Below are 25,935 nucleotides of genomic sequence, written 5' to 3' on the forward strand. Positions count from 1 at the left end.
AAGATCAACAGGATTGATGAACTGCTCCCCTGGAACTGGGCACCCGCTTAAACCGCGGTATCAATCGGGCGGTTACGTTCCATCTTGCGAATGCCACTGACATCGAAGTGTTCAGTCTTGCCCTTCGAGAAGTGGTTCGATTTCATAGCCTTACAAGCTATGCACCAAATCCACGCAGTCATGAGGCACGGAGAATATCCGCCCTGAGAGACCGCTTCCGGGCCTCATGGCGCAGGGGCCGGTGCTCAGCCCCTCCCGCATAACCCTCGAAAACAACGGAAAAATCCGGCCGCTGCGGGATCGGGAGAAGCGTTTCTCGAGGGCAAGTGGCGGAGACGAAGGGATTCGAACCCTCGAGACCCTTCCGGGCCTACTCCCTTAGCAGGGGAGCGCCTTCGACCACTCGGCCACGTCTCCACCGCCGGGTATAACCACCCAAGTATAGGAAGGACAAGGGAAAAAGCGCAGGCGTGTAAATTCAATTTTGCTCTCCGCAAAGTTGCAAAAACCTCACTGAATCGCACTGAATCACACCCGGTTTGGGCAACTTTTGGACACTTTTCCCCTTTCACAAAAGCGCCTTGGCGGATTCCTGGCCGTCGAACCACCCTGTCAAGAAAAATCGCAACCAGCGTTTATTTTTCTACTTTTGCGCGAGCTGAGACGCAGCGACCTTTTGTGCAGAAAGGACGTGCGTGATGTCCGACATCGACTTTTCGACCGGCACTGCGAGCCTTGAAGAGTTGCGTTGCTACTGGCGCCTTACCCCGACATCCGAGCTACTGGAGGCCGAACACCCCCTGTCCGCCACAATGGTCTGGCGGTCGATGATAACCTTTGCCCTTCAGAACAACCGCGCCAAACGCTACCGCCATGCCGCCCGTCACCTCGCTTCCTGCGCTACGGCGGATACGGAGATCACGGATTACGGTACCTTTCAAAGCCACGAGACGTTTGTTAACGACCTGCGCCGCACCCATCCACGCAAACACGCATTCTGGGAAAAGGTCGATCACTAAGGCCGTTTCTCAAAGGCCTCAGAAACAATGTAGCATCCGGCCCATAGCTGCCTCTTGTAGCAAGCTCGGCAGCTGTGTCGCCGATCAATGAACCGGCCGTTCATGCATCAAGCAGCATCGATAACGGTTGCGCCTCAGCAGAGCAGGGCACAACCCTCCGAAAAACAACTGGTCGCTTTCAGAAACTCACAGGCATCAGTTCACTGGCGGGCGTTCGCTTCCCCTTTTTTCGATCGTCGGGCAGGGGTCTGGCCGGTCATGCGCCGTTCCCTGATCGCGGGCTTTGGTGGCGATGTTGTGGGCGAGAGCGATGTCCAGCCTGCTGGGGCGCGGCCCTCGGGCGCGGCGATCAGTTGTCCAAGCCGGTGAACATGCCGTTGGTGTTGGCGAGGCCCTCGGTCGGGACGGGCTGGATCACGTCCCAATGCTCGACGATCATGCCATCCTCCATGCGGAACAGGTCATAGAAGGCGTTCGTGGTGCCGTTCCATTGGCCTTTGCTGACGGTCAGGACAAAGTTGCCGTCGCCCAGCACCTTGTGGATCTCGGTGTAATGGAACATGTTGCCCTGCGCCGTCAGCGCCTCGACGGCCGCGACGATCCCGCTCAGCCCGTCCGCGATCATCGGATTGTGCTGGGCGTAGCTTTCGGCGCTGATGTAGTCAGTGATCTTGGCCGGGTCACGTCCGATCAGCACGTCTTCGATCAAGGCGACGGCAAGGGCCTTGTTCGCCTCGGTCTGGTCCAGATCCGTGGCCTCGGTCGGGCCGTCGGTCTGTGTTCTGCCGTTGACCGTTTCCGCGACCAAACTGCTGAACCCGGACTTCCATGCCGATCAACCGAACCAGAAATGGGCCGGCGACATCAGCTATGTCTGGACGCGCGAAGGATGGCTTTACCTGGCCGTCATTCTGGACCTGCATTCAAGGCGCGTGCTTGGCTGGGCTGTCAGCAACCGGATGAAGCGCGACTTGGCGATCCGGGCGTTGAAGATGGCGGTCGCACTGCGGCAACCGCGGAAAGGCTGCATCCACCATACGGACCGCGGGTCGCAATACTGCTTACATGACTACCAAAAGATACTGCGCCAACACGGGTTCAAGGTATCGATGAGCGGCAAAGGCAATTGTTACGACAACTCCGCTGTCGAGACCTTCTTCAAAACCATCAAAGCAGAGCTCATCTGGCGAAGGTCGTGGCAAACGCGCAGAGACGCAGAACTTGCCATCTTCCAATACACACGGCTTCTACAATCCACGGCGCCGAAACTCAGCACTGGGCTGGAAAAGGCCGGTCGCCTTCGAACGGAAAGTGGCCTAAACGAGCACTTGGGGCGGCACAAAATGGGACAGGTCCAGGTCGTAGGACTTGAGAATGCGATAGACCGAAGCTCCTGACACAATGTATTTTTCCGTGTCGGTGAACTGAACGGCCAACTCGCGCGGGGACAGTAAGCTTTCCTACAGGGCCAAATCCTTGATCTTCTCTTGAATAGGCTCGGGAATGCGGTTTCAGATCCGCAACGCCCCCCGGGCGCGAACAGCTCAGTTCCGCGCCGAGAGCTGATATCCCGGGGCGGCCACGGCCTGAACGGTCGTGATCGGTGTCTGACCGTTCCAAGTTGTCCGCTCGATGACGAACAGGGCCGCTCCAGCGGGCGTCGCGAGATGCCTTTCGCTCTCTCCGTCCGCGGTCATTGCCGAAAACCGTACTTCGATGCGGCTATAGGGCTTGTTGCGGACCAGCCATTCGTTCGCGCTTTCCCGGGTCAGATCGACATTCAGGATCTCGGGACAGGACGTCATGTCGATCCACCGGTCCTCGAAGATGTAGGGACGGTTGTCGGCAAGGTGCAGCGCCTTCACATGCAGCATCTCCGCAGGCTGCTGGATACCGAAACACGCCATGACTGCGATGGGGGTTTCCGACAGGTCCCGGCTGATGAGCTGGTAGTTGTATTTGGCACCCCGCTGCTCGACCTCACGCCGGGTGATCGGGATATCAAAGGTCGCACGGGTGACGGGATCGGTCCGGACATGGGTGCCGCCCTTGCGCTTGCGCTCGACCAGCCCGGCCACGGACAGGTCCTGCATCGCGCGTTGCACCGTCGTGCGCGCGCAGCCCAGTTCGAGCGCGATATCCTCGTCACGGGGCAGCTTGTCGCCCGGCGCGTAGGTCCTGTTCAGGATCCTTGCGCGGATCTCGTCGCGGACATCCATCCAGGAAAGGCGCGATTCCAAACTCAAAAATCGGTCTCCAGCCGGTTCATCGTCTTCTTGTATCGTTCAATTATCGCCTCACGCCGGAAATGGCGACCCTCGGCCACCACATGCCGCCCGGCGCTCCAGACGTCGCGGATACAGCCCTGACCGCGCCCGCCAAAGATCAGGCTGTCCAGCATGGCATCGCCCTTGCGGTTGCAAAGCCATTCGTTGTCATCGTCCAGCCCGACAAGGTCCGCAAGCGCGCCCGCCGCGATCCGGCCACTGTCCCGGCCACCGGCCTGCGCGCCGCCCTTGGTGGCGGCATCGTACAGCACACGCCCGGTGGAGCGGTCCGACTTCGCCAGCGCGGCGCGCGATCTGTCCCGCAGGCGCTGGGAATATTCCAGCGTCTTCAGCTCGTCGAACAGCGCGATGTGGATGTTGGAATCCGATCCGAAGCCGATCATGCCGCCCCCGCCAAGATAGCTCGTACCGTTGAAGATCCCGTCACCAAGGCTCGATTCCGTGATCGGGCACAGCCCCGCGACGGCCCCTGTCTGCGCAAGCGCGATTGTCTCGGCCTCTGTCATCTGCGTGCAGTGGATCAGGCACCAGCGCGCATCGACCGGATGATTGGCCAGCAACCAGTCCGTCGGGCGCGCGCCCAGATGGGCCTGAACCTCGTCGACCTCGGCCACCTGTTCGGCAAGATGCATGTGGATCGGGCCAGAGGGTGCCTGCGACAGGATCGCGCTGAGACCCGCAGGATCGACAGCGCGCAGGGAATGGGGGGCCATGCCGATGGCATTGTCCGCCGGCCCGCCGGCGATGGCCGCCGCCGCGCCGGCGTGCAGCCGCAGGAACTGCTCCGGGTCGTTGCCGAACCGTCGCTGCCCGCCGTTCAGGGCCCGCAGGTCGCAGCCGCCAAATTGATAGAGCACCGGCAACAAGGTCAGACCGATCCCGGCCTGTCCAGAGGCCGCAACGATCCGTTCGGACATCTCGGCCAGCGAGGCATAGGGCACGCCACTCACGTCGTGGTGCAGGTAATGGAATTCGGCGACCGCACCGTATCCCGCTTCGAGCATCTCCATGAAGACCAGCCCGGCGATGGCTTCGACATCATCGGGGGTCAGCTGGTTGAGGAAGGTGTACATCAGCCGCCGCCAGCTCCAGAAGCTGTCACGCGGGTCTGGACTCTTGGCTTCGGTCAGGCCTGCCATGGCCCGCTGAAAGGCATGGCTGTGCAGGTTGAGCGGCGCCGGAAGCAGCAGCGCGGTGCGATGGGTCGGTTGCTGCGAGACTGGGCCGACATGTTCGATTCGACCATCCGCGCCAATCGTGACTTCCAGATCGGATTGCCACCCATTTGTCGTAAGTGCTTGTTTTGCATGAATGACCTGCACGCCAACAACTCCATTGACTTTTTTATGTAGCTACATATTAATTTTAACGAGGTTATATTGCAAGGACAACTGATGGCACAGCGCTACGTCATTTCCGGTGCAAGGGTCGCGACCTTGGCTAAGGGGGCCGATGGCTACGGCCTTGTCGACGACGCGGCAATCGTCGTGGACGGCGGTCGGATCGATTGGGTTGGCCCGGCGGCGGACTTGCCCGCCGACTATGCAGGGCTGCCACATCACGACCACAGGGGCCGCGTGGTCACGCCTGCCCTGATCGACTGCCACACCCACATCGTCCATGGCGGCAACCGCGCCCGCGAGTTCGAGATGCGCCTGAACGGGGCCAGCTACGAGGAAATCGCCCGCGCCGGGGGCGGCATCGTCTCGACCGTTGCGGCGACGCGGGGCGCGAGCGAGGCCGACCTGCTGGCCAGCGCCCTGCCGCGCATCGACGCGCTGATCGCCCAGGGCGTCGGCACGGTCGAGGTCAAGTCGGGCTATGGTCTTGATCTCGAAACCGAGTTGAAGATGCTGCGCGTCGCCCGCGCCCTTGGGGACCAGCGCCCGATCACCGTCGTGACCAGCTTCCTTGGTGCCCATGCGGTGCCTGCGGGGGCCGATGCGGATACCTATATCGACGAGGTCTGCCTGCCCGCGCTCGAGGCCGCCCATGCCGAAGGGCTGGTCGACGCGGTGGACGGATTTTGCGAGGGGATCGCCTTTGGCACCGCACAGATGACACGCGTCTTTGACCGCGCGCGCGCGTTGGGTCTGCCGGTCAAACTGCACGCCGAACAGCTTAGCCATATTGGCGGCACGGCGCTGGCGGCGCAATATGACGCCCTCTCCGCCGACCATGTGGAATACGCCACCGCAGAGGATGCCGCCGCCCTGGCCAAGGCCGGGACCGTCGCCGTGGTGCTGCCCGGCGCGTTCTACACGATCCACGAAACGCAGGCCCCGCCGGTTCAGGCCTTCCGCGATCATGGCGTCGCGATGGCCGTGGGCACCGACTGGAACCCCGGTTCGTCGCCTTTGGGATCGCTGCTGCTGGCGATGAACATGGCGTGCACGCTGTTCCGCATGACCCCGTTGGAGGCGCTGACCGGCACCACCCGCAACGCGGCCCGCGCGCTGGGCTTGACCGATCGCGGTGTGATCGCGCCCGGTATGCGCGCCGACCTTGCGATCTGGAACATCTCCGATCCAGCCGAGCTGGCCTATGGCATTGCCATCAACCCGCTGCACACTCGCATCTTCGGAGGGCTTGAATGACCCATATTCTGACACCCGGTGGGACGTCCCTCGCGCAGCTTGAGGCGCTTTGGCGGTCAGACGCCCCGGCGCGGCTGGACCCATCGGCACGCCCCGGCGTCGAGGCCTCGGCGGCGGTCATTCACGCGGCAGCGCAGGGCAATACGCCGGTCTACGGCGTGAACACCGGTTTTGGCAAGCTGGCCTCGGTCCGCATCGCGCCGGATGATACCGAGACCCTGCAACGCAACCTGATCCTGTCGCATTGCTGCGGCGTAGGTGACGCGCTGGAACCTGCCACCGTGCGGTTGATGATGGCGCTGAAACTGCTGTCGCTGGGGCGCGGTGCGTCGGGCGTGCGGTGGGATATCTGCGCCCTGATCGAGGCGATGCTGGGCCGCGGCGTGCTGCCGGTGATCCCGGTGCAGGGATCGGTCGGCGCGTCGGGCGACCTTGCCCCGCTGGCCCATATGGCCGCGGTGATGATCGGCGAAGGCGAAGCGATCTGGCAGGGCGATACCTTGCCGGGTGGTGCGGCGCTGACCAAGGCGGGCCTTGATCCCGTCGTGCTGGGTCCCAAGGAAGGGCTGGCGCTAATCAACGGCACGCAGTTTTCGACCGCCTGCGCGCTGGTTGGCCTGTTCGAGGCATGGCGCACGGCGCGGGCGGCGGTTGTCACCTCCGCCCTGTCCACCGACGCGATCATGGGATCGACCGCGCCGCTCAACCCGGCGATCCATACCCTGCGCGGGCACCAAGGGCAGATCGACGTGGCCACGGCCATGTCCGGCCTGCTGGAGGGCAGCGAAATCCGCGAAAGCCACCGCGACGGCGACACCCGCGTGCAGGATCCGTATTGCATCCGCTGCCAGCCGCAGGTCACGGGCGCCGCCATCGACCTTTTGCGCTTTGCCGGGCGCACGCTGGAAATCGAAGCCAACGCCGTCACCGACAATCCGTTGGTGATCACAAACACGGGCAGGATCCTGTCAGGCGGCAATTTCCACGCCGAACCCGTGGCCTTTGCCGCCGACCAGATTGCGCTGGCCGTGGCCGAGATCGGCGCAATTTCGCAACGCCGCGTGGCGCTGATGGTCGATCCGACGCTGTCGTTTGACCTACCGCCCTTCCTGACGCCCGAACCGGGCCTGAATTCCGGCCTGATGATCGCCGAAGTCACAACCGCCGCCCTGATGAGCGAGAACAAGCACCTCGCGAACCCCTGTTCCACCGACAGCACGCCGACTTCGGCCAACCAGGAGGACCATGTCAGCATGGCGGCCCACGGCGCGCGGCGGCTGACCCGGATGGCGGCGAACCTGACGGCTATCCTTGGCGTCGAGGCGATCTGCGCCGCGCAAGGTATCGAGCAGCGCGCCCCGCTGACGACCTCTGCGCCATTGCAGGCGGCCCTGGCCTGCCTGCGCCAGTCGGTCCCAAGCCTTGGACAGGATCGCTACCTCGCCCCCGATCTGAGAGCTGCGGCGGCCTGCATCGCCGATGACAGCCTCGCCAGTGCCGCCAATCTGGAGTTGACCCTATGAGCCTGATCGAAGTTGCGCGCGGCAACAGCCCGCTGGTGCTTGGCCTGCCGCACACCGGCACGGATGTGCCCGATGATTGCCTTGCGCGGCTGAATGACACCGGGCGGGCCCTGGCCGATACGGATTGGCACATAGACCGGCTCTATGCCGGGTTGCTGCCGCGCGTGACCAGCGTGCGCACCACGGTCCACCGCTACGTGATCGACGTCAATCGCGATCCTTCGGGCAAAAGCCTGTATCCCGGACAGAACACCACCGGGCTCTGCCCGCTGACGGATTTCGACGGGCTGCCGCTGTATCTGGAGGGGCAGGAACCGGACGCCGCAGAGGTGGCTCGCCGTTGTGCCGCCTATCATGCGCCCTACCATGCCGCGCTGAAGGCCGAACTGGACCGCGTCACGGCGATCCACGGCTTCGCGGTTCTCTACGATTGCCACTCGATCCGGTCGCATATCCCGTTCCTGTTCGACGGCACGCTGCCCGACTTCAACATCGGCACCAATTCCGGCACATCCTGCGCCGCGTCGATCGAAGGCGGGGTCGCGCGCCTGTGTCGGGACGCCCAAGGCTATGCGACCATCGTCAACGGCCGCTTCAAGGGCGGCTGGACGACGCGCCACTATGGCCGGCCCGCCGCGGGCGTGCACGCCATCCAGATGGAACTGGCCCAATCCACCTACATGCTGGAAAGCGCGCCCTGGGACTATGCCGAGGCCCGCGCCGAACAGACCCGCACCCATCTGAAATCCATTCTCGTAACCCTGTCCGACTGGAGGCCCCAATGAGCGACCCCCGTAAGAACACCCGCGATGTCTTTCCGCCGACCGGCACCGAGCTGAACGCGAAAAGCTGGCTGACCGAGGCCCCGCTGCGGATGCTGATGAACAACCTGCACCCGGACGTGGCGGAAAACCCGCACGAACTGGTGGTCTATGGCGGCATCGGGCGCGCTGCGCGGACATGGGAGGATTTCGACACCATCGTTGCCAGCCTCAAGGACCTCGAGGCCGATGAGACGCTGGTGGTGCAATCGGGCAAACCAATCGCCATCGTTAAGACCCACGCGGACGCGCCGCGGGTGCTGATCGCCAACTCCAACCTCGTGCCGCACTGGGCGACCTGGGACCATTTCAACGAGCTGGATAAGAAGGGGCTGGCCATGTACGGCCAGATGACGGCCGGCTCGTGGATCTATATCGGCACGCAGGGCATCGTTCAGGGCACCTATGAAACCTTTGCTGAGGCGGGCCGCCAGCACTATGGCGGCGACCTGACCGGCAAGTGGATCCTGACCGGCGGGCTTGGCGGCATGGGCGGCGCGCAGCCCTTGGCTGCAGTGATGGCCGGTGCCTGCTGCCTGGCGGTCGAGTGCAACCCCGACAGCATCGATTTCCGCCTGCGCACGCGCTACGTCGACGAAAAGACCGACAGCCTCGACGAGGCGCTGGCGATGATCGACCGCTGGACCAAGGCGGGCGAGGCGAAATCCGTGGCGCTTCTGGGCAATGCGGCTGACGTGTTCCCCGAGCTCTATCGCCGTGGCGTCCGCCCCGACATGGTCACGGACCAGACCAGCGCGCATGATCCGCTCAACGGCTACCTGCCGCAAGGATGGACGCTGGCCGAATGGCGCGCCAAGCGCGAAACCGACCCAAAGGCCGTGGAAAGGGCCGCGCGCGCCAGCATGAAGACGCATGTCGCCGCGATGGTCGATTTCTGGAACGCGGGCGTCCCGACGCTGGATTACGGCAACAACATCCGTCAGGTGGCCTTGGAAGAGGGGCTGGAAAACGCCTTTGCCTTCCCCGGTTTCGTGCCCGCCTATATCCGCCCGCTGTTCTGCCGCGGCATCGGCCCGTTCCGCTGGGCCGCGTTGTCGGGCGATCCGGAGGATATCTACAAGACCGACCAAAAGATGAAGGAGCTGTTCCCCGACAACGCCCATCTGCACAACTGGCTGGACATGGCGCGCGAGCGGATCGCGTTTCAGGGCCTGCCCGCGCGGATCTGCTGGATCGGGCTGGGCGACCGGCATCGCGCGGGTCTTGCGTTCAATGAAATGGTGGCCTCGGGCGAATTGAAAGCCCCTGTGGTCATCGGGCGCGACCATCTGGACAGCGGCTCCGTCGCCTCGCCCAACCGCGAGACGGAAGCCATGAAGGACGGCTCGGACGCTGTGTCGGACTGGCCGCTGCTGAATGCGCTGGTCAACACCGCCAGCGGTGCGACCTGGGTCAGCCTGCATCACGGCGGCGGCGTCGGCATGGGCTTTAGCCAGCATTCTGGCGTGGTGATCTGCGCCGATGGCACGCCCGAGGCGGCCAAACGACTGGAACGCGTGCTGTGGAACGATCCGGCCAGCGGTGTCTGGCGGCATGCGGATGCGGGCTATGACATCGCGCTGGACTGCGCCCGCGAAAACGGGCTGCGCCTGCCGCGCATCCTGGGCAACTGAACCATGCACTACGCGCCCAATGCCGAGGCCTGTCCGCTGCCCTTCTCGCCGTTCAAAAGCTGCACGGTGCCGCGGCCCATCGGCTGGCTCTCGACGATCAGCAAGGACGGGGTTCACAACCTCGCCCCCTACAGCCAGTGGCAGAACCTGACCTTCGATCCCCCACTGGTGATGTTCGCCTCCAATCAATACCCGGACGGGCGGCGCAAGGACACGGTGATCAACGCCGAGCAGACCGGCTGGTTCGTGTGGAACATGGCGACTTATGCCCTGCGCGAGGCGGTCAACATCTCGGCCATGGCACTGCGGCCCGAAGAGGACGAATTCGATCGCGCGGGCGTGACCAAAGCGGCCTGCATCGACGCCCCCGGCGCGCGCGTGGCCGAAAGCCCCTGCCATTTTGAATGCAAGTACCTCTCGACCCACCGGCTGCCCGGCAACAGCCCGGTTGGCTGCGTGGACGTGGTCTATGGGCAGGTCATGCGCATCCACGTGGCCGACGAGGTCATCCTGCCCTCCGGCAAGATCGACATCCCCACGATCCAGCCTATCGCCCGCATGGGATACTACGATTACGCCCGCATCTCGGAGACCTTCGAGATGCGCATCCCCAGTGCCTCCGGAGCCGCAGAAGACGGATTGGAAGGCAAGCCTACCCTCAACCCCAACACGGAGAAATGACCATGGACAGACGTAAATTCATCGCCACGGCGGGCCTTGGTGCGGCGGCATCGACACTGGCGGCCCCCGCCATCGCGCAGGACGTGCGCAACTGGAAGCTGGTGTCGGCATGGCCCAAGAACCTGCCCGGTCCGGGTGTCGCCGCGCAGACGCTGGCGGACCGCATCACCACCCTGTCGGGCGGGCGCATCAACGTCACGCTTTACGCCGCCGGCGAGATCGTGCCCGGCAACGGCGTGTTCGACGCGGTGTCCGAAGGCACGGCAGAACTGTATCACGCCGTCCCCGCCTACTGGGGCAGCAAGTCCAAGGGCATCCTGCTGTTCGGCTCGCAGCCGTTCGGCCTGACTGCAGATGAGCAGCAGGGCTGGATGATCCACGGTGGTGGTCAGGTCCTGTATGACGAGATGTATGGCCGCTTCGGCATCAAGCCGTTCCTGTGCGGCAACTCCGGCCCGCAATGGGCAGGCTGGTTCAAGAACGAGATCAATTCGGTCGAGGACCTCAAGGGCCTGAAGTTCCGCACCACAGGCATCGCGTCGCAGATGTGCGCCAAGCTCGGCATGGCCGCCGAGGCCATGTCCGGCCCCGCGATGTTCCAGGCGCTTCAGACCGGCGCGCTGGATGCGGGCGAATTCATCGGTCCGTGGACGGATTCGGCGCTGGGCTATTACCAGGTCGCGCCCTACTACTACTGGCCCGGCGTGGGCGAGCCGTCCTCTGCCGAGGAATGCGGCGTCAATGCCGAGGCCTACGCCGATCTGCCGGACGATCTGAAAGAGGTGGTCGCGCAGGCGTGCCAGGGCCTCTATGGGCAGGTGCTGACGGAATACATGACCAAGCACGCGCAATCCCTGAAAACGCTGGTGTCTGAGCACAAAGTTCAGGTCCGCAAGCTGCCCGACGACGTGATCGCCGCCATGGGGGCCGCGTCCGAGGAAATCATGCAGGAATACCTGTCTGACGAAGACGAGCTGGTGGTGCGGATCACCCAAAGCTTCATCGACTACCGCGATACGGTGGGCGGCTACATGACCTATGCCGACAATGGCCAGATGAACGCCCGCGCCGGCGTCTTCGGCTACTGATGAAACCGTGGTGCGCGGCCCCGGTCGCGCACCGCCTTGCACAACGGGGGCATGACGATGCTTGGCATGGCGAACGCAATCGACCGGATGAACACCGCGGTAGCCAGCGTGGTCAAATGGCTGGCGCTGATCATGGTGCTGGTGCAGTTCTGCATCGTCATCGGGCGCTATGTCTTTGGCTTCAATTCGATCGCGGCGCAGGAAAGCGTGCTTTACATGCATGCGACCCTGTTCATGCTGGCGGCGGGCTACACGCTGCTGGTGGACAAGCATGTGCGCGTGGACGTCTTCTATGCCAAGGTCAGCGAGGCCGCCCGGCGGCGGATCGACATCTTTGGCCACGTAGTCCTGCTGATCCCGTCGATGGTCGCGCTGTTGTATTGGTCGTGGCCGTCGGTGCGCAATTCATGGAAAATCCTCGAAGGGCCGATTTCGGTTGGCGGGATCGAGGCGGTCTTTCTGCTGAAATCCCTGATCCCGGCGTTCTGCATACTTATCCTGCTTCAGTCGCTGTCGCTTCTGGTGCGCCTGTTCCGTGAAGGATCAAAGGCATGACCGAATATCTCGACCTGATCATGTTCGCGGCCCTGATGGTCGCTGTCCTGTCCGGCTTTCCTGTGTCGTTCAGCATCGCCGGGGTCGCCATCGCCTTTGCCTATATCGGCTGGATGCTGGGGGTGATGGACGTGTCGCTGCTGGGGGCCCTTGGCCAACGCGCCTTTGGCCTGATCACCAACACCGTGCTGATCGCGATCCCGGTCTTCGTGCTGATGGGCGCGATCCTTGAAAAGAGCAAGATCGCCGAGGAACTGCTGGACACGATGGGCCGCAGTTTCGGCCAGTTGCGCGGGGGTCTGGGGATCTCGGTCGTGCTCGTTGGCGCGCTGCTGGCGGCCTCTACGGGCATCGTCGGCGCGACGGTCGTGGCGATGGGGATGATCGCGCTGCCCACCATGCTGCGTGCGGGCTACAGCCCCTCTGTCGCGTCCGGCATCGTCTGTACGGCGGGGACGCTGGGCCAGATCATCCCGCCCTCGACCCTGCTGATCATCCTCGCCGACGTGATGTCGAACGCCTATCAACAGGCGCAATACGAGCAGGGCAAGTTCTCGGTCGAGGCGTTGTCCGTGGGCCAGTTCTTTGCCGCGGCGATCGTTCCGGGGCTGCTGCTGGTCGCGCTCTACCTCGCCTATATCCTGATCCGGGGTGCCTTGCGCCCGCAGGACATGCCCCCGGCCGAGATCGGGCTGGCCAAGCCCGACCGTCGGGAAGTGATGGCCGCCATCGTGCCGCCTGTCCTGCTGATCTTTGCGGTTCTGGGCGCGATCCTCGGCGGTGTCGCCACCCCGACCGAGGCCGCCTCTGTCGGCGCCATCGGCGCGCTCTTGATGGCCGGGCGCAGAATCGGCATCAACCCACGCCTGATCCTGATCGGCGCGGGCGCGCTGATCCTGCTGGGGCTGCTGGCCGGTGCCTTTCCGGTCCGTCTGCAACGCAGCGACAATGGCGCGCTGGAATGGGTGATCGGCGGTTTCTACACGGTTCTGGCGCTGATCGGCCTTGTCGCGGTCGGGCTCGCGCTGCGCGCCGCCATCCGTGAGCGGATCATCCAAGACGCGCTGTCCTCTACCCTGACCATGACCGCGATGATCTTTGCCACGATCCTCGCCGCCGGTTTCTTCTCGCTGGTCTTCATCGGTCTCGGCGGCGAGGAACGGGTTGCCCATCTGCTGGAAAACCTGCCCGGCGGGCCGACCGGCGCACTGCTGTTCGTGATGCTGTTCGTGTTCGTACTCGGATTCTTCCTCGATTTTGTTGAAATTTCGGTGATCGTGCTGCCACTGGTAGCGCCTTCGCTGATCCTCATGGGGCACGATCCGATCTGGCTCGGCATCCTTCTGGCGATCAACCTACAAACCAGCTTCTTGACACCACCTTTCGGCTTTTCCCTCTTCTATCTGCGCGCCGCCTCCCCACCGGAGATCCGGACCGAACAGATATACAAGGGCGTCGTGCCTTTCATCGGCTTGCAGGCTTTGGGGATCCTGCTTGTCTGGGCCTTGCCGTTCCTTGCCACTTGGCTTCCCAAAGCGCTGTTTTAGGTGTAAAATCCCGTGGTCTGAGGCTGTGATCCTTTCGTTGGAACGCAACGAAGCAGTGGTCCTGTCCAGTTTGGACCTGGCTCGCTTTCATGCCGCGCCAAGTGCTCGTTCAATCGACTTTGGTCTTGTCCGTGTTGCGTTCCGGTCTCTCAACTCATTTAGGCAGCCTTTCTTTCGAAGACCAAGGGGCTTTTGCCGTCCAGTGATGAGTGACGCCGCCGTGGATTATAGAACCGGTTGATGTACTGGAAGATCACTCCTTCGGCTTGGCCCCTGGTTTCAAAGGTTAGTGTCCGCGCAGGTGGTTTAATTTCTACGCCTTCAACGGTGCAATTCCGGGTGGCCGTCGAGGTGTATGGTCGGGTTCGGGCCACCGGCGCTCCCGATGAGGCATCACTGCGTGCGTTGGGGATTTCGTTCTGAGGGGGTGCATGTTGTTCTGCAGGAGAAATTGCCAAGCGATGCGCCCAAATTTTTGAGAAAAGGAACGCGGGTTTTGCTCCAAGTCATTGGCTTCCAACTCTTTGTTAAATAGTCTTTTCCAGACCGAACGGTCTCATCAGGCTAAACGATGTTGTCGAAAAAAAGTTGACCGCGCTGAATCGCAAGCTTAAATCAGGCTTTCCTTATGACCGGTGCTCCCTGGCTTGGCCTCGTCGCCCTGCTATAGCCCGGTCTTCTTATTTCGTCTGTTTCGCTTTGCCTAAACTACCGCATCTGAAGACCTACAAGACCATTGACGAGTGTCTGGACATGATGCTCATGCGCGGGATGGTGATCCCTGACATGGATTTTGCAAGGCGGATGATCGAGCGACCCGGTTACTACCGTCTCAGCGCGTTCTACTACCCCTTTCGCGCCTTTTGCGAAGTTCCGGGTGAGGCTGACAAGGTTCGTTGTGACCGCTTCCGGGATGGAACCAGATTTGACGATGTCGTAGCGTTTTACCTTTGGGACAAGCGCGTGCCGCTCGAGATCACGGACGCCATCGAGAGGATCGAGATCGCCCTGCGGGCAGCGATTGTCGAAGTCCTCGGGGCATTGAACCCCCAAGGCCATCGCGATCCCAGATCTTACAAGCCTGAGATCCGCGAACCCAACGAGCAGGGCGATGTCCCAATCGATCTTTTCGCCAGCAAGCTCGAAGAGGCGTTCCGGAGATCGAAGGAAGAATATGCCAAGCACTTCAAGCGGCGCTACTCCGGATCGCCGCCAATCTGGATCGAGGCAGGAACGTGGGATTGGGGAAATATGGCCTTCATCCTGCGCTATCTGAACGATAGGAGGAAGGACGAGATCGCAGCGCGAATCCACCCCGATCTGCCAAGATCAGTCATGGAATCCTGGGTCAATGCGCTGAACGACGTGCGCAATGACTGCGCGCACCACTCCCGGATCTGGAATAAGAACCTCATCAACAGCCCTGGCATTCCTAAAGGAACAACATTTGCGGAGTTCCAACACCTCCGTGGCCGCCATGCCAAGGGCGCTGCACCAACGCAAAAGCTCTATGGGGCACTGGTTGTCATGGCTTTCCTGATCAAGCAGTTCCACCGCACACGGAATGGCACATCCGAATGAAGGAGATGGTGCTGCAGGCCAAGCTACCCGAAGAGGTAGGACTGCCTGCGGCTGGTTTTCCCGATGGTTGGTACAACGAAGTGGTCTGGAAGTGACTGCCAAGGCTTGTTCCTGAAACTTCGTCCAACGACGAGCGTTCCCCGGACTCCGCCGCAGTGGCCAGTTTTTACGCCGCAGTTGACAACGGCCCGGTGCTGACCTTGGGCATGGTCACCGATTGCTGCAGCTGCAGCCCACTTTGCTGCCATTCGCTGCGACCGCAAAGCTTGACCAAGCCTCAACGACTGCAGTGCGGACCAACCCGACCTTTGACCAAAGGCTGCTTCAAGTCGGAAAAACCATTGCCCCTTTCTTTCCATGCCGTGGGACCAGACATCAACTTGTTAGCGTGCAGCCTGCCACGGGGATTTTCTTCCACCGTCGATTAAAGTCCGCCCAGACTTCACGAGATCAGTGAAATCAGGGCTGCCCCAGCTTCAAGCGAACCGGTTCTTTAAGGTCGCGCTTACGGGATCTCCCTCAGAGACCAGCAGCTGGATACTGCTGAAACGCCAGCCATCAGTTCGCTTTTTCAAGATAATGAAGGACGTGTAAGTGTCCTCCGCCAGTTCGACGCCGTTTCGGATAAACCGAGTTTCGTATGTGGCCCAGATGGTGTCCTCGCTGTTGAATTCTGCTTCAAAACAGCGGCGGACCATGTGGCTGAGCTGCTTGGCATTGATGGAATTAACCAAGGCTTCGCATATCGCTCTCATCTCGGACGTGTTCTTGGCAACCACTTTGCCCGACAGGGTCTCGATGGCGCAGGGGATGTCGCTGTATGCCATCATCGCATCGATATCGCCGGACAATGTTGCCCGGGCGTGCCGATCCAGTCCGTCCTGGACGATCTCCAGAGCCTGATTAGAAGCCATTCTCAATCCCCGCCGCATCGGTGAGGACTCTCACCAAAAGCCCCCTACTTTGGCAAGAAGAGTCTGTCTATGCGACGAGGGATTGGAACGCCGAGGTGAATCTTAGACCCAGAGCGATCATGCGGCAGCGCGGCGGAACTCCGCCCCGGACCACCGGAATCGTCACTCACGGCCCATGGACCAAACCGCTGGCGCGGCAAGGGCGCTTTTGGTGAGTGTTTCAATTGATACCAGATCTGGCCGCGTTTAGAGAGCTGCGCAACCTGCCTGACGATTGGGTTTTCTCACTCGGACAGGAGGTTCCCATGACACAGGAGAAGATGAGCCCGCTGCGTGCGCGGATGTTGGAAGACATGCGCATTCGCGGAACAGGTGATAAAGCCCAGAAGTCGCACATCAGGGCAATCAAGGATTTCGCTGCAAACCTTGCGGCACAGCTTCGCGACGCATTTGCTGGAAGCCAACACGGACGTGCGCGTCATTCAGGTCTTGCTGGGGCATGCCAAGCTGACGACGACGGCGCAGTACAGCCACGTTGCCACGAAGACGATCAAGGACACTGCCAGCCCATACGAGATGCCGGCCAATCTTCAAGACCAGACGCTGCGGCGAAGCCTGGAGTGATGCGGCATGGACTTGTCCCGCCCGACGCTGGAGATTGCAGACATCTTCCGAAGATACGGCCCCGCGTGGCGGCAGGCCAATGCCGGGCATGTCAGCCTCTCACAGTTAAAGGTGATGTCCACTGCCCGGCAGTGCATTGCGCAGCAATGTCATGAGAGGGACGATCGATGCCTGCCAAACCGAAGAACTCGGTGGGCACGTGGCAGGTTGCACCAAGTGCGGCCACCATCACATCGCTTATAACTCGTGCAAGAGACCATTGACCGGCATTGCCCGTCGTGCTGGAAGCACGCCTCTGGCGTGACGTGTCAGGGACCAGCCGCGCGCGACTGGATGGCGGCGCGTGCCGAGGATCTGCTGCCCGTGGAGTATTTCCACGTCGTCTTCACACTGCCAGCCGCCCCTCTCATCGTTTGCAAGCAAACGACTGCCGGGAAATGGATGGGTTCCATCGCATTCGGCACTACGGCCTCCTGGCCAGTGGTGTCTGCAAGACCAGCCTCGCCAAAATCCGTGCATTGCTTTGCGTCCAGCCGCCAGATCAGGCAGATGTCCAGAACACTGAGCCAAAGGCCATCGCGCTCACCCTGCGCGAACCATGCCCCTGCTGCGGCGGGCTCATGCGCATCATCGAGATATTCCGACGTGGCCAAAAACCGATGTTCCGCGCGCCGCCAAGGGAGCAGGCCGCACCAAAACGCCACGGCCCGCGTCAAAAAATCTTCACCTTTGCTGCCTTTCAACGACGGTTCAGCACGCGGCTGGCTTGCGCGTCTTTCTGGACGTCCGCTGCAAATGCAAAATGGTCCCGAGTCCGAGATACCAATTGTCGTCAATGTAAGCCTTGCCCCAATTCACAGCGCAGTTACCCGGAAGATCACATCTCCGACGTCATCGGCAATTAGCAGGCTTTTGCAATCTGCGCCGAGTGTCACACCAACAGGTCGACCGTAAGCGAATTTTTCATCTTCCGACAAAAACCCGGTCAGTATGTCGCGCGGTTTGCCGGCCGGCATTCCGTCTTTGAATGGAACGAAAATAAGCTTGTATCCGCTTAGAATTGAGCGGTTCCACGACCCGTGTTGTCCGATTACCATACCTTCGCCGAAGCCCGGCAACGTGCCTGACGGCATCCAACACAGGCCCAAAGACGCGGTGTGGCCGCCGAGAGCGTAATCCGGCACGATGGAGTTCGCGACTTTCTCCGGGTCTTGGGGCACCCGATCATCAACAATCCTGTCCCAATAGCTGTAAGGCCACCCATAAAATCCGCCGTCGACGACCGAGGTCAGATAGTCGGGCGGCGTCTCATCGCCAAGACCATCGCGTTCATTGACGACCGTCCAAAGTCTCTGGGTATTGGGCTCCCATGCCATGCCAACGGCATTGCGTAACCCGGTGGCAAAAACCCGAGCTTCTTGTGTCGCAACATCAAGCTCCCAGATCGCAGCACGGCCGTTTTCAATGTCCATGCCCTGGTCGGCGATATTGGTCAGTGAGCCGACACCAGCGTAGATCTTGCTTTGATCCGCCGAAACAAGAAGACTCCGCGTCCAGTGTCCATGTGGTTTGAAAGTGACCAAGGTCTGACCTTCGCCATCGAGACTGGTTGCGCCTGAGACATAGTCAAATACCTTGATCCCGTCGGTGTTGCCCAAGAAAAACTTGTCGCCAACAAGGGCCATCCCAAAGGGTTGGTTCTGGTTCTCCACAAAGATATTTCGCGTCTCGGCAACGCCATCACCGTCCTCATCGCGCAACAGCGTGACGCGGTTGGCGCTCTTTCCGATGGCTTTCACGCGACGCATCGTGGCTTGTGCAGCATGATCCATCAGCGTTCTTGGCGGCCCGGGCTGTTCTTTGGATTCAGCGACCAAAACGTCACCATTTGGAAGAACCTCAATCCAGCGAGGGTGATCAAGGTCTGACGCGAAAACATTTACCTTCAAGCCATCTGCGCAGATCGGCAGACGGCCATTTTTCCAACCCTCGGCAATTGGCATCTTGAGCGTCATGATACCCTGGTTCTGGGCCTGCGGTATCTTCGGCTGTGCGCCCATCGCCTGTTCTCGGGGAGAATTTCGTCGGCGCATGGCCGCCACCGCGCCACCGACAACCGACGTCGCCTTTGCAATCAAACTCATGTGGTCCTCCTCCGCTGCTCACTGCGAGAGAACCTATGCGAGCGAGCATAAGATATGAAGCTCTTGGAACAAAAAACACCCTTATGTCGTAGCGGATTCCCATGAAAGCATAATGGGGCTTCAAGGCGTTCGCGGCCCATACGTATGTACCGGCTGCTTCACCCAGCAGGTTAGGCTTGGGCAATTTCACCTGCAGATAGGAGAAGCAGCCGGTACATCCCATTCGCGGGCATCCAGAACCCAATCGCTGTGCTGAGGTCGCAGCCCGCTGTCCGGCCATTCGCCGAACCGGGCTTTCGCTGCAGGCGCGAAAATACGCGTTGGTCGAACTCACACATCGCGGGGCGGAGCGGGCTTTCGTTGCAGTTGCACCAACAGCCGCTTTGTGTTCTCTGCAGGCCCGTTGACGGTTCTGCAGAGATTGGGTGATTTTCACAGGGCCTCCAACGCTCAATCGCGCCGCCCGGATCGCCCGATCATCTGAACCGCCGCTTCCGAGGCTCGAATTGCACGTCAGATGGGCTAGATGCCAAAGACTTGCTGCAGTTTCCAATGGCACTGGAAAGCGGGGTACGATGACACTCGAAAGAAAAGTTGCGCAGGCGTTCCGACTGACCGACGAAAACTGGATGAAACATGCCAATCCGTGGAGCGTTTGGACAAGGTATTCTGTCCTGCCCCTTATCGTGCTCGCGTTCTGGAGCCGCGTCTGGATTGGCTGGTGGTGCATGATCCCCGGAGTTGTTTCCCTGCTCTGGATGTTCTTTAACCCGGTTTTCTTCGCGAAGCCGAAGTCGACGAGGAACTGGGCCTCGAAATCTGTGCTGGGGGAGAGAGTTTATGGAAAGTCTGAAAAACCTCGCGCATTGAGCGTCATGGGGTAGAGTTGCGGGGACGATAGAGGAACCCCGCCGATGCCCAAGCAGCCCGCCTTTCTAGGCCTTCGCCATTCGATGAAGAAGAAGCAGACGCGGCGTGAGAAGTTCCTCGCGGAAATGGATGCGGTTGTGCCGTGGCCGCGTATGCTGGCTCTGATCGCGCCGCATTACCCGAAGGGTGGTCGGCCACCGATGCCACTGGAGACGATGCTGCGCATCTATTTCCTCCAGCAATGGTATGCGCTCAGCGACCCGATGGCCGAGGAGATGCTTTACGACAGCGACGCCATGCGCCAGTTCGCGGGCATTGAACTTGGTGATGACCGCATCCCGGACGAGACGACGGTCCTGAACTTTCGCCACCTGCTTGAGAAGTATCAGCTGACCGAAAAGCTGTTTGTCGAGGTGAACGCTCACCTTACCGATCAGGGTATCACGCTGCGTTCGGGCACATTGGTGGATGCGACGATCATCGACGCGCCGTCCTCGACCAAGAATGAGGCCAAGGCGCGCGATCCCGAGATGTCGTCGACAAAGAAGGGCAACGACTGGTATTTCGGCATGAAAGCACATGTCGGCGTCGACGCGCAGAGTGGCATCGTGCACAGCCTGGAGACCACGACCGCCAAGGCCCATGACAGCCAGGTCTGGGAGGACCTTCTACACGGCAAGGAAACATCGATCTGGGCCGACAAAGGTTATGTCAGCGCCGCGCGCGAGACGGCATTCTCCGGGGTCGGCAAGTTCTGGGGGGTGATGCGCAAGGCGCCAAAGGGCAGTGGACTGCATCCGATCGATGAAGACATCAACCGGATCATCGCCAAGGTGCGAGCCCGGGTTGAGCATCCCTTCCGGGTGATCAAGCGGCAGTTCGGATACATCAAGACCCGTTACCGTGGTCTCGCCAAAAACCGCGCGCAGCTCTTTACGCTGTTCGCCCTTGGCAACTTGTTTCTTGTTCGACGAAAGCTGATGGCATGAGGCGGACTCCGCCCGAAATCAGGGGTTGGGCGTCTCAAGGCTGCCTATTCTGGCGCTACGAGCGCAAAATCGACCCCTGTCTGCTAAATCAAAGTCCGATTGTACGAAAGTCGGCGCAGCCAATACGGTAGATCAGACGTTCCTTATCTTAACAGGGACAAAATCGAGATTCCCGACGTCCATAAGACACCGCTCTATTCAATTCTGAACATCACTTCCTCCGCTGGCATGCTGATAGCGATCTGGACGATTGTCTATTATTCGATCTGGGCCGCCGTTCTCGGAGTCTCATTGGCATATCTTGGCAAGAGCTGGTATCTTGATCGCATGGTCTGGCTATATGAAATGATGAAGTCCGAGAACGATGAGTATCGAAAGTGGGACTTTTAGGCTCAGGCCCCCAACATGTTTGATGGCCGCCTGATCAGTTTAATTCTGCCATCCTGACAGGGAATAGCGGACACTCAGGCAAAGCGCAGCATCAGGCAGAACGGGCTCTTTGCCGCTATTAGATCGGTTGCAGCAGATCCCGTTGGAAGGTCACTGGCGGCTATCAAGGACGGCCCTGAGCCGACCTCTACAGTGGCGTCTTGATGCTGCGACGTGGCCCGTCGAACCTGCCGTTCGCTGCAATTGCGAAATCAGGGGCGGCTGAACGAACAGTGTGATAGCCTTGTTTTCTACGAGGAAACGGGCATAGTGAAGGTTTTAACGTCGTGTTGGAGGTTGCTCCCGATGAATATTATTTCATTTCTTACTTTCATGACGCTTGCCTTGACATCGCTATTTCTTACGTCCTCCGCATGGGCACAAACCGGTGATGACTCCACTCTACAGATCAAGGCTTCCGGCACCGTCGTGCAGCGTGGTTATGGCGAATATTCAGTAAGAATCTGGAGCGATGACTCCGTCATACGCATACGTTATCCGGATCTGAACTGCGGCGGAACTCTCGAGACAGCCCGGAAGACGGAGTCCCGGCTTGAGTTCGACGAGAGTCTTGTCACGGGAACGGATGCTTGTGGGACCGGCGGTTTCATCATTCTGAAAAATATCAAAGAAACCGGCTGGGTGTTCGAATGGTCCAGGCGCGAAGGAGCGCGGGCGACTGTCGTCGGACCTGTCAACTTGACACTGGGCAGCAATCAGACGGACTTGGCGGAAACTAGGAAGCCTCAGAATGGCGCAACAGTTGCAGACGCGGAGCCTGCAACTCGGGGTGCGGTTGACAAGGGAAAATCAGGGCTGCCGAAGATCGCACTTCAAGTTGAACGTCCGTCGGGCCTTGGCACATGGCCTCCAACAGAGCGGGACATGAAGAAGCTGGTCGAGTTTTTTCCCGATACGGCCATTCAGGAAGTTGTATTAGACAATGCTATCGTTTCCGCTGCCTTGATGCAGGCCCCGCAGCCTTCCGTGTCAGGCTTCGAATCGCTGGGTCCGGTCGTCCACATGTTCCCCGACTATGAAGATGTGGCATTTCCCGTGCCCGGCACGGTCGGACGATGCCACCCTGAAGAAGAGCGATGCGTTTCCTTGGTTAAAACGCGCCGCATACGCCCAAACCCGGACTCTGCGACATTCTGCAATCCGCCTTTCGCTTACCTGGCCGTCGCAACAAGCCATCTTTACAACAAGGCTGGCTCCATTGTTCCCGAAAACGAGGATAGATATAAGGCGGCATGGAAAATTGAGCCAAATCTCGAGGGTATAGATCTTGGAGTAAAAGCAGCGGTATTGGCGTCTTGTCCAGATGCATATGTCGCCATTATCGATCGGTATTGGACCGGGTTCAATGCGCCGCTGTTTCGGGCAGTTTTTCACCTTGGAACGACCCGCGTGAAGGACGGTTCAACGCCGGAGTGCTTCCACGGCTCTCGCTGGACGCCGAAATGCCAAGTCCGTTTTTTTGATCTTGCCGGGCAAGGGCCGCCGCCAAATTCCTTTGCCGCAGCTCGCGGGGTGGCAATGAAGCTCGGCTTGTCTGATGCAGGATACAAGAGGCCGGATGATCCGGACGCGACACGGCGCGATACAGAAAGGCTTCGAGCTCTGTTTTTTGATACACACGCTCCGGACATCGTCAATGTTCTTTGCTGCGGCGGAGAGCGTTTATCGGAAGGCAGGGCTGAGAGATTGATCCGAGACTACCTTGAGGTGCTTTCGCACGCTCTTCACCCCAACGCTCCTTACAGTGAAGACTGCGATGATGCTGGATCGTTTGGGGTATTCACTGTCACTAAAACGGTTTCGGAAACTTCGCGTGGCGTGGCCACACTTCGCGGTTCAGACAAAAGTACGTTTCGGACGCGCCGTGCTACAATCCCTTTTGTTGAACCTGTTCTTTCCGGGACAACCTCACTGATACGAGGGCGGTCAAGCGTTTCCAGAAAAGCCATTAGTCGCTTTCTTGGCGACTACGGGTGCGACAATCCAGAGTTCCTCTCGCTTGAGCGCGCGATTGTCCAGCTGGCGCAGGATCGCATCAATAGGTAAGCATCGTTGGAAGGCTCCACGAAAATTTGTTTTCGCGATAAGCGGGTAGTCGTGATTATATGATTGATTCCGGTTGTCGATCAGATGCTGATGCTGCTGCAAGGGGACGTTAGAAACACAATTCCGCTGGCCGAAGAAATACGGACTGCGCTTGCCATATTTTCCACACTTCTTTCGTGGCTGAGCGTAAAGGAGAAGAAATTTGACAGACGAGACAAACCCGCCTGACAAACCAAAATTTTTGGACGGGCTCAAAGATCCTGACCCTCGAAAATGGAAAGAGGCTTGGCAAAGCGCTCAAATCATTGAAGAGGAACGCGAAGCCTGGATACGGGAAAAAATCAGCCGCGCTACCAAGTCCGAAAAATAGAAACGTCGCCCGAGTGAATGGGCGGCGAGCAGTGCCTCAATAATGGGGACGAGACCAAATGCAGAATATGATGTTCATTGGCTTGGATGTTCACAAAGCTACGGTTGCGGTTGCGAGCGGGGATCGTGGCGATGAAGTTCGGGCTTTCGCGCGTGGCGTCCGAAAAAACCTGCATCCTTGCCGCCTTGCGGCGGTGCCGCAAATTACCCCGTTTCAGGACTGCCCGGATGTCGAGCCCGATGTCGTAGCATAATTGGTTCGCGCTTGCAGCGAATGTCCGGACGCCGCTGATTCCGTGGAAAAACACCCGTTCGCGAGTGCAGAATATCGACGGCTGAACATGGCGTGAGCGCCTTTCCTGTCAGGCTTTTCGCGGTTGCTGCGGTGCAGGAAGGATCTTGGCCAGCTTGCGGAGGTTCTGGGCGGTTGCAGCGAGGAGGAATTCGTCATTTGCGCCGCATGGGCCGCGTAATCGGAGCCTGTTCAGGCCAAGGATCCGTTTGAGGTGGGCGAAGAGCATCTCAACCTTCTTCGTATGCGGCGGTTCGGGCCCATTGATTTGATGTGTTCCTGACGCGTGACCCGCCTGCGAGAAGGCCTTCGTGAGCAGATGGAGGTCTTGTATGGCGGATGGCGGTGATGGGTTCGTGGGCCGGTGCGAAGTTGTCGAGCCGCGGCGGCGGGGCAAGCGGCGGTGGCCAACTGAGGTCAAGGCACGGATCGTTGCTGAAAGCCTTCAACCGGGGGTGCGGGTCGCCGATGTGGCAGCGCGCTATGATATTCTTCCGCATCACCTGTCGGATTGGCGTCGCCTTGCCCGGCAGGGCCAGTTGGCTTTGCCGAGCGACCTGATGGACGCGCTGAGCACATCTCCAAGCCCGGCGGTGTCGGAGCCTGCCTTTGTGCCGCTGTCCATTTTGCCCGATCCCGTGGATCAGCCCGTGCCTTCTTCGACCGCCGTTGCCGCGCAGGATGGTTCCGGGGTGATGACGATCGACATCTGGCCCGATCTGGTGCTGCGCATTCCCGGCGATGTCGCGGTGGACCGCGCCGCGGCGCTGGTGCGGGCGCTGCGAGAGGCGTCGTGATTGTCGCCGGCCAACGGCTGCCGATCCTGATTGCGACGAAGCCGGTCGACTTCAGGTGCGGGCACAACGCTCTGGCGCTGATCGTGCAGACCGAGCTGAAGCTCGACCCATATTCCGGGGTGACGGTGGTCTTCCGCTCGAAGCGCGGGGACAGGTTGAAGATCCTGGTCTGGGATGGGACCGGGATGGTGCTGATCTACAAGATCCTGGAACAGGGCAGCTTTACCTGGCCGAAGGTGCAGGACGGCACGATGCGGCTGTCCCGGGCGCAGGCGGAAGCCCTGTTCGAAGGGCTCGATTGGCGGCGGGTGGTGGCGCGGCGGGTGTTGCCGCCCGCTGCGGCAGGATGACTCGGCGGGTCTATTTTGGCTTTGTTTTATTGGGCTTTCTGTCCCGGATCGGGTAGGAAGGCGCATGTCGCAACCGCTCGATCTCAGCCAGTTCCCGGACCTGCCGCCCGAGGTGGTGAAGGCCTTTGCCGCCCAAAAGGCAGCGCTGGAAGCTGCACAGTTCGAGGCGAGGGTCGAGCGTGCGGCACGCCAGCATGAACAGGTGGTGGTGGCCGAGAAGGAGGCCTTCATCACCGAGTTGAAGGCACTGATCGAGAAGCTGGAAGGTCAGGTCCAGGATTACCGGCGCACGAAGTTCGGGCCTAAGTCGGAGAAGCTGGACCCAGCGCAGCTGGAACTGGCGCTGGAGGATCAGGAAACCGCCATCGCCGAGACGCAGGCACAGATCGCCGCTCTCGAGGACAGGATGGCGGCAAGCGAGCGTGATCCCGAGAAGCGCACGCCGCGCGCACCCCGAAAGGCGCGGGCCCTACCGGACAGCCTGCCGCGGGTCGAACGCGTGGTTGAACCCGACAGCATCGCTTGTCCCTGCGGCTGTGGCGACATGGTCCGGATCGGTGAAGACCGCAGCGAGCGGCTGGACTACATCCCCGCACGCTATCAGGTGATCGTGACCGTTCGCCCCCGCTACGCCTGCCCCAAGGGGCGCACCGGCGTGGTGCAGGCCAAGGCGCCCGCGCATCTGCTGGAGGGCAGTTGGCCCACCGAGGCGCTGCTGGCCCAGATCGCTGTTTCCAAGCATTCCGAGCACATGCC

The 25,935-nt window shown here is 60.7% G+C and carries 23 protein-coding genes, 1 tRNA gene and 7 pseudogenes; 22 read left to right on the forward strand and 9 right to left on the reverse strand.

What is annotated here, in order from left to right; translation table 11 throughout:
* Positions 1-327: 327 nt before the first annotated feature.
* A tRNA-Ser gene (locus tag ACOYQJ_RS24850) sits at positions 328-417 on the reverse strand.
* A gap of 281 nt (positions 418-698) precedes the next feature.
* On the opposite strand from ACOYQJ_RS24850, the gene ACOYQJ_RS24855 reads away from it, so the two are divergent.
* Positions 699-1,019: a DUF6880 family protein gene (locus tag ACOYQJ_RS24855; protein WP_422908588.1), complete on the forward strand. Its 321-nt coding sequence runs from the start codon at positions 699-701 to the stop codon at positions 1,017-1,019.
* 349 nt (positions 1,020-1,368) lie between these two features.
* Here the strand turns inward: ACOYQJ_RS24855 and ACOYQJ_RS24860 are convergent, their stop codons facing one another.
* Positions 1,369-1,827, reverse strand: coding sequence for a nuclear transport factor 2 family protein (locus ACOYQJ_RS24860; protein WP_422908589.1), 459 nt, complete (start codon positions 1,825-1,827; stop codon positions 1,369-1,371).
* 1 nt (position 1,828) lies between these two features.
* Here ACOYQJ_RS24860 and ACOYQJ_RS24865 point away from each other — a divergent pair.
* Positions 1,829-2,339, forward strand: a pseudogene (locus ACOYQJ_RS24865) (IS3 family transposase); the annotation flags it as partial.
* A gap of 35 nt (positions 2,340-2,374) precedes the next feature.
* On the opposite strand, the pseudogene ACOYQJ_RS24870 reads toward ACOYQJ_RS24865, so the two are convergent.
* The 3 genes and pseudogenes from ACOYQJ_RS24870 to ACOYQJ_RS24880 all read right to left on the reverse strand — a co-directional run.
* Positions 2,375-2,530: pseudogene (locus ACOYQJ_RS24870) on the reverse strand (helix-turn-helix domain-containing protein); the annotation flags it as partial.
* Between the two features lie 33 nt (positions 2,531-2,563).
* Positions 2,564-3,265, reverse strand: a complete 702-nt coding sequence (gene hutC, locus ACOYQJ_RS24875; protein ID WP_422908590.1) for a histidine utilization transcriptional repressor HutC — start codon at positions 3,263-3,265, stop codon at positions 2,564-2,566.
* On the reverse strand, positions 3,262-4,629 hold the full coding sequence (locus ACOYQJ_RS24880; RefSeq protein WP_422908591.1) for a formimidoylglutamate deiminase: 1,368 nt from the start codon (positions 4,627-4,629) through the stop codon (positions 3,262-3,264). Before ACOYQJ_RS24880 ends, hutC begins: the two co-directional genes overlap by 4 nt.
* Before the next feature lie 72 nt (positions 4,630-4,701).
* Between ACOYQJ_RS24880 and hutI the strand changes: the two genes are divergently transcribed.
* From hutI to ACOYQJ_RS24920, 8 genes are read left to right on the forward strand one after another with little or no spacing between them, the layout of a single operon-like run.
* Positions 4,702-5,904, forward strand: coding sequence for an imidazolonepropionase (hutI, locus tag ACOYQJ_RS24885; RefSeq protein ID WP_422908592.1), 1,203 nt, complete (start codon positions 4,702-4,704; stop codon positions 5,902-5,904).
* On the forward strand, positions 5,901-7,427 hold the full coding sequence (hutH, locus tag ACOYQJ_RS24890; RefSeq protein WP_422908593.1) for a histidine ammonia-lyase: 1,527 nt from the start codon (positions 5,901-5,903) through the stop codon (positions 7,425-7,427). Before hutI ends, hutH begins: the two co-directional genes overlap by 4 nt.
* Positions 7,428-7,429: 2 nt before the next feature.
* Positions 7,430-8,212: an N-formylglutamate deformylase gene (hutG, locus tag ACOYQJ_RS24895; RefSeq protein ID WP_422908609.1), complete on the forward strand. Its 783-nt coding sequence runs from the start codon at positions 7,430-7,432 to the stop codon at positions 8,210-8,212.
* A complete protein-coding gene (hutU, locus tag ACOYQJ_RS24900) occupies positions 8,209-9,882 on the forward strand; it encodes a urocanate hydratase (protein ID WP_422908594.1) in 1,674 nt (557 codons plus the stop codon). The genes hutG and hutU overlap by 4 nt, the downstream gene beginning before the upstream one ends.
* Positions 9,883-9,885: 3 nt before the next feature.
* Positions 9,886-10,563 (forward strand): flavin reductase family protein, encoded by a 678-nt coding sequence (locus tag ACOYQJ_RS24905; protein WP_422908595.1) that lies wholly within the window; start codon positions 9,886-9,888, stop codon positions 10,561-10,563.
* Between the two features lie 2 nt (positions 10,564-10,565).
* A complete protein-coding gene (locus ACOYQJ_RS24910) occupies positions 10,566-11,651 on the forward strand; it encodes a TRAP transporter substrate-binding protein (protein ID WP_422908596.1) in 1,086 nt (361 codons plus the stop codon).
* A gap of 57 nt (positions 11,652-11,708) precedes the next feature.
* The gene (locus ACOYQJ_RS24915; protein WP_422908610.1) at positions 11,709-12,206 is read left to right on the forward strand and encodes a TRAP transporter small permease subunit; all 498 of its coding nucleotides are present in this window, start codon (positions 11,709-11,711) and stop codon (positions 12,204-12,206) included.
* Positions 12,203-13,753, forward strand: coding sequence for a TRAP transporter large permease (locus ACOYQJ_RS24920; protein WP_422908597.1), 1,551 nt, complete (start codon positions 12,203-12,205; stop codon positions 13,751-13,753). The genes ACOYQJ_RS24915 and ACOYQJ_RS24920 overlap by 4 nt, the downstream gene beginning before the upstream one ends.
* A gap of 158 nt (positions 13,754-13,911) precedes the next feature.
* On the opposite strand, the pseudogene ACOYQJ_RS24925 reads toward ACOYQJ_RS24920, so the two are convergent.
* Positions 13,912-14,037: pseudogene (locus tag ACOYQJ_RS24925) on the reverse strand (IS3 family transposase); the annotation flags it as partial.
* Positions 14,038-14,341: 304 nt separating this feature from the next.
* On the opposite strand from ACOYQJ_RS24925, the gene ACOYQJ_RS24930 reads away from it, so the two are divergent.
* The gene (locus tag ACOYQJ_RS24930) at positions 14,342-15,334 is read left to right on the forward strand and encodes an Abi family protein (RefSeq protein ID WP_422908598.1); all 993 of its coding nucleotides are present in this window, start codon (positions 14,342-14,344) and stop codon (positions 15,332-15,334) included.
* A gap of 476 nt (positions 15,335-15,810) precedes the next feature.
* On the opposite strand, the gene ACOYQJ_RS24935 is transcribed toward ACOYQJ_RS24930, so the two are convergent.
* Positions 15,811-16,248: a hypothetical protein gene (locus ACOYQJ_RS24935; protein ID WP_422908599.1), complete on the reverse strand. Its 438-nt coding sequence runs from the start codon at positions 16,246-16,248 to the stop codon at positions 15,811-15,813.
* 414 nt (positions 16,249-16,662) lie between these two features.
* Between ACOYQJ_RS24935 and ACOYQJ_RS24940 the strand changes: the two are divergent.
* The 3 pseudogenes from ACOYQJ_RS24940 to ACOYQJ_RS26270 form a co-directional block, all read left to right on the forward strand.
* Positions 16,663-16,872 (forward strand): annotated as a pseudogene (locus tag ACOYQJ_RS24940) (tyrosine-type recombinase/integrase); the annotation flags it as partial.
* Between the two features lie 12 nt (positions 16,873-16,884).
* A pseudogene (locus ACOYQJ_RS24945) lies at positions 16,885-17,268 on the forward strand (transposase zinc-binding domain-containing protein); the annotation flags it as partial.
* A gap of 44 nt (positions 17,269-17,312) precedes the next feature.
* A pseudogene (locus ACOYQJ_RS26270) lies at positions 17,313-17,564 on the forward strand (IS91 family transposase); the annotation flags it as partial.
* 162 nt (positions 17,565-17,726) lie between these two features.
* Here the strand turns inward: ACOYQJ_RS26270 and ACOYQJ_RS24955 are convergent.
* Positions 17,727-19,016, reverse strand: a complete 1,290-nt coding sequence (locus ACOYQJ_RS24955) for a PQQ-dependent sugar dehydrogenase (protein ID WP_422908600.1) — start codon at positions 19,014-19,016, stop codon at positions 17,727-17,729.
* A 575-nt stretch (positions 19,017-19,591) separates the two neighbouring features.
* Here ACOYQJ_RS24955 and ACOYQJ_RS24960 point away from each other — a divergent pair.
* The 5 genes from ACOYQJ_RS24960 to ACOYQJ_RS24980 all read left to right on the forward strand — a co-directional run bounded on the left by ACOYQJ_RS24960 (position 19,592) and on the right by ACOYQJ_RS24980 (position 23,741).
* A complete protein-coding gene (locus ACOYQJ_RS24960; protein ID WP_422908601.1) occupies positions 19,592-19,900 on the forward strand; it encodes a DUF6653 family protein in 309 nt (102 codons plus the stop codon).
* 30 nt (positions 19,901-19,930) lie between these two features.
* On the forward strand, positions 19,931-20,875 hold the full coding sequence (locus tag ACOYQJ_RS24965; protein ID WP_422908602.1) for an IS5 family transposase: 945 nt from the start codon (positions 19,931-19,933) through the stop codon (positions 20,873-20,875).
* A 99-nt stretch (positions 20,876-20,974) separates the two neighbouring features.
* Positions 20,975-21,265 (forward strand): DUF6653 family protein, encoded by a 291-nt coding sequence (locus tag ACOYQJ_RS24970; protein ID WP_422908603.1) that lies wholly within the window; start codon positions 20,975-20,977, stop codon positions 21,263-21,265.
* A 345-nt stretch (positions 21,266-21,610) separates the two neighbouring features.
* Positions 21,611-23,371, forward strand: a complete 1,761-nt coding sequence (locus ACOYQJ_RS24975; protein ID WP_422908604.1) for a hypothetical protein — start codon at positions 21,611-21,613, stop codon at positions 23,369-23,371.
* A 202-nt stretch (positions 23,372-23,573) separates the two neighbouring features.
* On the forward strand, positions 23,574-23,741 hold the full coding sequence (locus tag ACOYQJ_RS24980) for a hypothetical protein (protein ID WP_422908605.1): 168 nt from the start codon (positions 23,574-23,576) through the stop codon (positions 23,739-23,741).
* A 361-nt stretch (positions 23,742-24,102) separates the two neighbouring features.
* Here ACOYQJ_RS24980 and ACOYQJ_RS24985 read toward each other — a convergent pair.
* A pseudogene (locus tag ACOYQJ_RS24985) lies at positions 24,103-24,273 on the reverse strand (transposase); the annotation flags it as partial.
* A 91-nt stretch (positions 24,274-24,364) separates the two neighbouring features.
* On the opposite strand from ACOYQJ_RS24985, the gene tnpA reads away from it, so the two are divergent.
* The 3 genes from tnpA to ACOYQJ_RS25000 form a co-directional block, all read left to right on the forward strand.
* On the forward strand, positions 24,365-24,829 hold the full coding sequence (gene tnpA / locus ACOYQJ_RS24990) for an IS66-like element accessory protein TnpA (RefSeq protein WP_422908606.1): 465 nt from the start codon (positions 24,365-24,367) through the stop codon (positions 24,827-24,829).
* Positions 24,826-25,179, forward strand: coding sequence for an IS66 family insertion sequence element accessory protein TnpB (gene tnpB, locus ACOYQJ_RS24995; RefSeq protein WP_422908607.1), 354 nt, complete (start codon positions 24,826-24,828; stop codon positions 25,177-25,179). Before tnpA ends, tnpB begins: the two co-directional genes overlap by 4 nt.
* 64 nt (positions 25,180-25,243) lie before the next feature.
* Positions 25,244-25,935: IS66 family transposase zinc-finger binding domain-containing protein (locus tag ACOYQJ_RS25000; RefSeq protein WP_422908608.1), on the forward strand; the 692-nt coding region annotated here is incomplete at its 3' end.

This window comes from Pacificoceanicola algae (genome assembly GCF_049341065.1).
GTDB lineage: Bacteria > Pseudomonadota > Alphaproteobacteria > Rhodobacterales > Rhodobacteraceae > Pacificoceanicola.

Bases quoted from the DNA above. Each gene is read 5' to 3' on its own strand.
- ACOYQJ_RS24855 (WP_422908588.1), top strand. From the start codon at position 699: ATGTCCGACATCGACTTTTCGACCGGCACTGCGAGCCTTGAAGAGTTG.
- hutI (WP_422908592.1), top strand. From the start codon at position 4,702: ATGGCACAGCGCTACGTCATTTCCGGTGCAAGGGTCGCGACCTTGGCT.
- hutH (WP_422908593.1), top strand. From the start codon at position 5,901: ATGACCCATATTCTGACACCCGGTGGGACGTCCCTCGCGCAGCTTGAG.
- hutU (WP_422908594.1), top strand. From the start codon at position 8,209: ATGAGCGACCCCCGTAAGAACACCCGCGATGTCTTTCCGCCGACCGGC.
- ACOYQJ_RS24905 (WP_422908595.1), top strand. From the start codon at position 9,886: ATGCACTACGCGCCCAATGCCGAGGCCTGTCCGCTGCCCTTCTCGCCG.
- ACOYQJ_RS24910 (WP_422908596.1), top strand. From the start codon at position 10,566: ATGGACAGACGTAAATTCATCGCCACGGCGGGCCTTGGTGCGGCGGCA.
- ACOYQJ_RS24915 (WP_422908610.1), top strand. From the start codon at position 11,709: ATGCTTGGCATGGCGAACGCAATCGACCGGATGAACACCGCGGTAGCC.
- ACOYQJ_RS24920 (WP_422908597.1), top strand. From the start codon at position 12,203: ATGACCGAATATCTCGACCTGATCATGTTCGCGGCCCTGATGGTCGCT.
- ACOYQJ_RS24935 (WP_422908599.1), bottom strand. From the start codon at position 16,248: ATGGCTTCTAATCAGGCTCTGGAGATCGTCCAGGACGGACTGGATCGG.
- ACOYQJ_RS24955 (WP_422908600.1), bottom strand. From the start codon at position 19,016: ATGAGTTTGATTGCAAAGGCGACGTCGGTTGTCGGTGGCGCGGTGGCG.
- ACOYQJ_RS24960 (WP_422908601.1), top strand. From the start codon at position 19,592: ATGACACTCGAAAGAAAAGTTGCGCAGGCGTTCCGACTGACCGACGAA.
- ACOYQJ_RS24965 (WP_422908602.1), top strand. From the start codon at position 19,931: ATGCCCAAGCAGCCCGCCTTTCTAGGCCTTCGCCATTCGATGAAGAAG.
- ACOYQJ_RS24975 (WP_422908604.1), top strand. From the start codon at position 21,611: ATGAATATTATTTCATTTCTTACTTTCATGACGCTTGCCTTGACATCG.
- tnpA (WP_422908606.1), top strand. From the start codon at position 24,365: ATGGCGGATGGCGGTGATGGGTTCGTGGGCCGGTGCGAAGTTGTCGAG.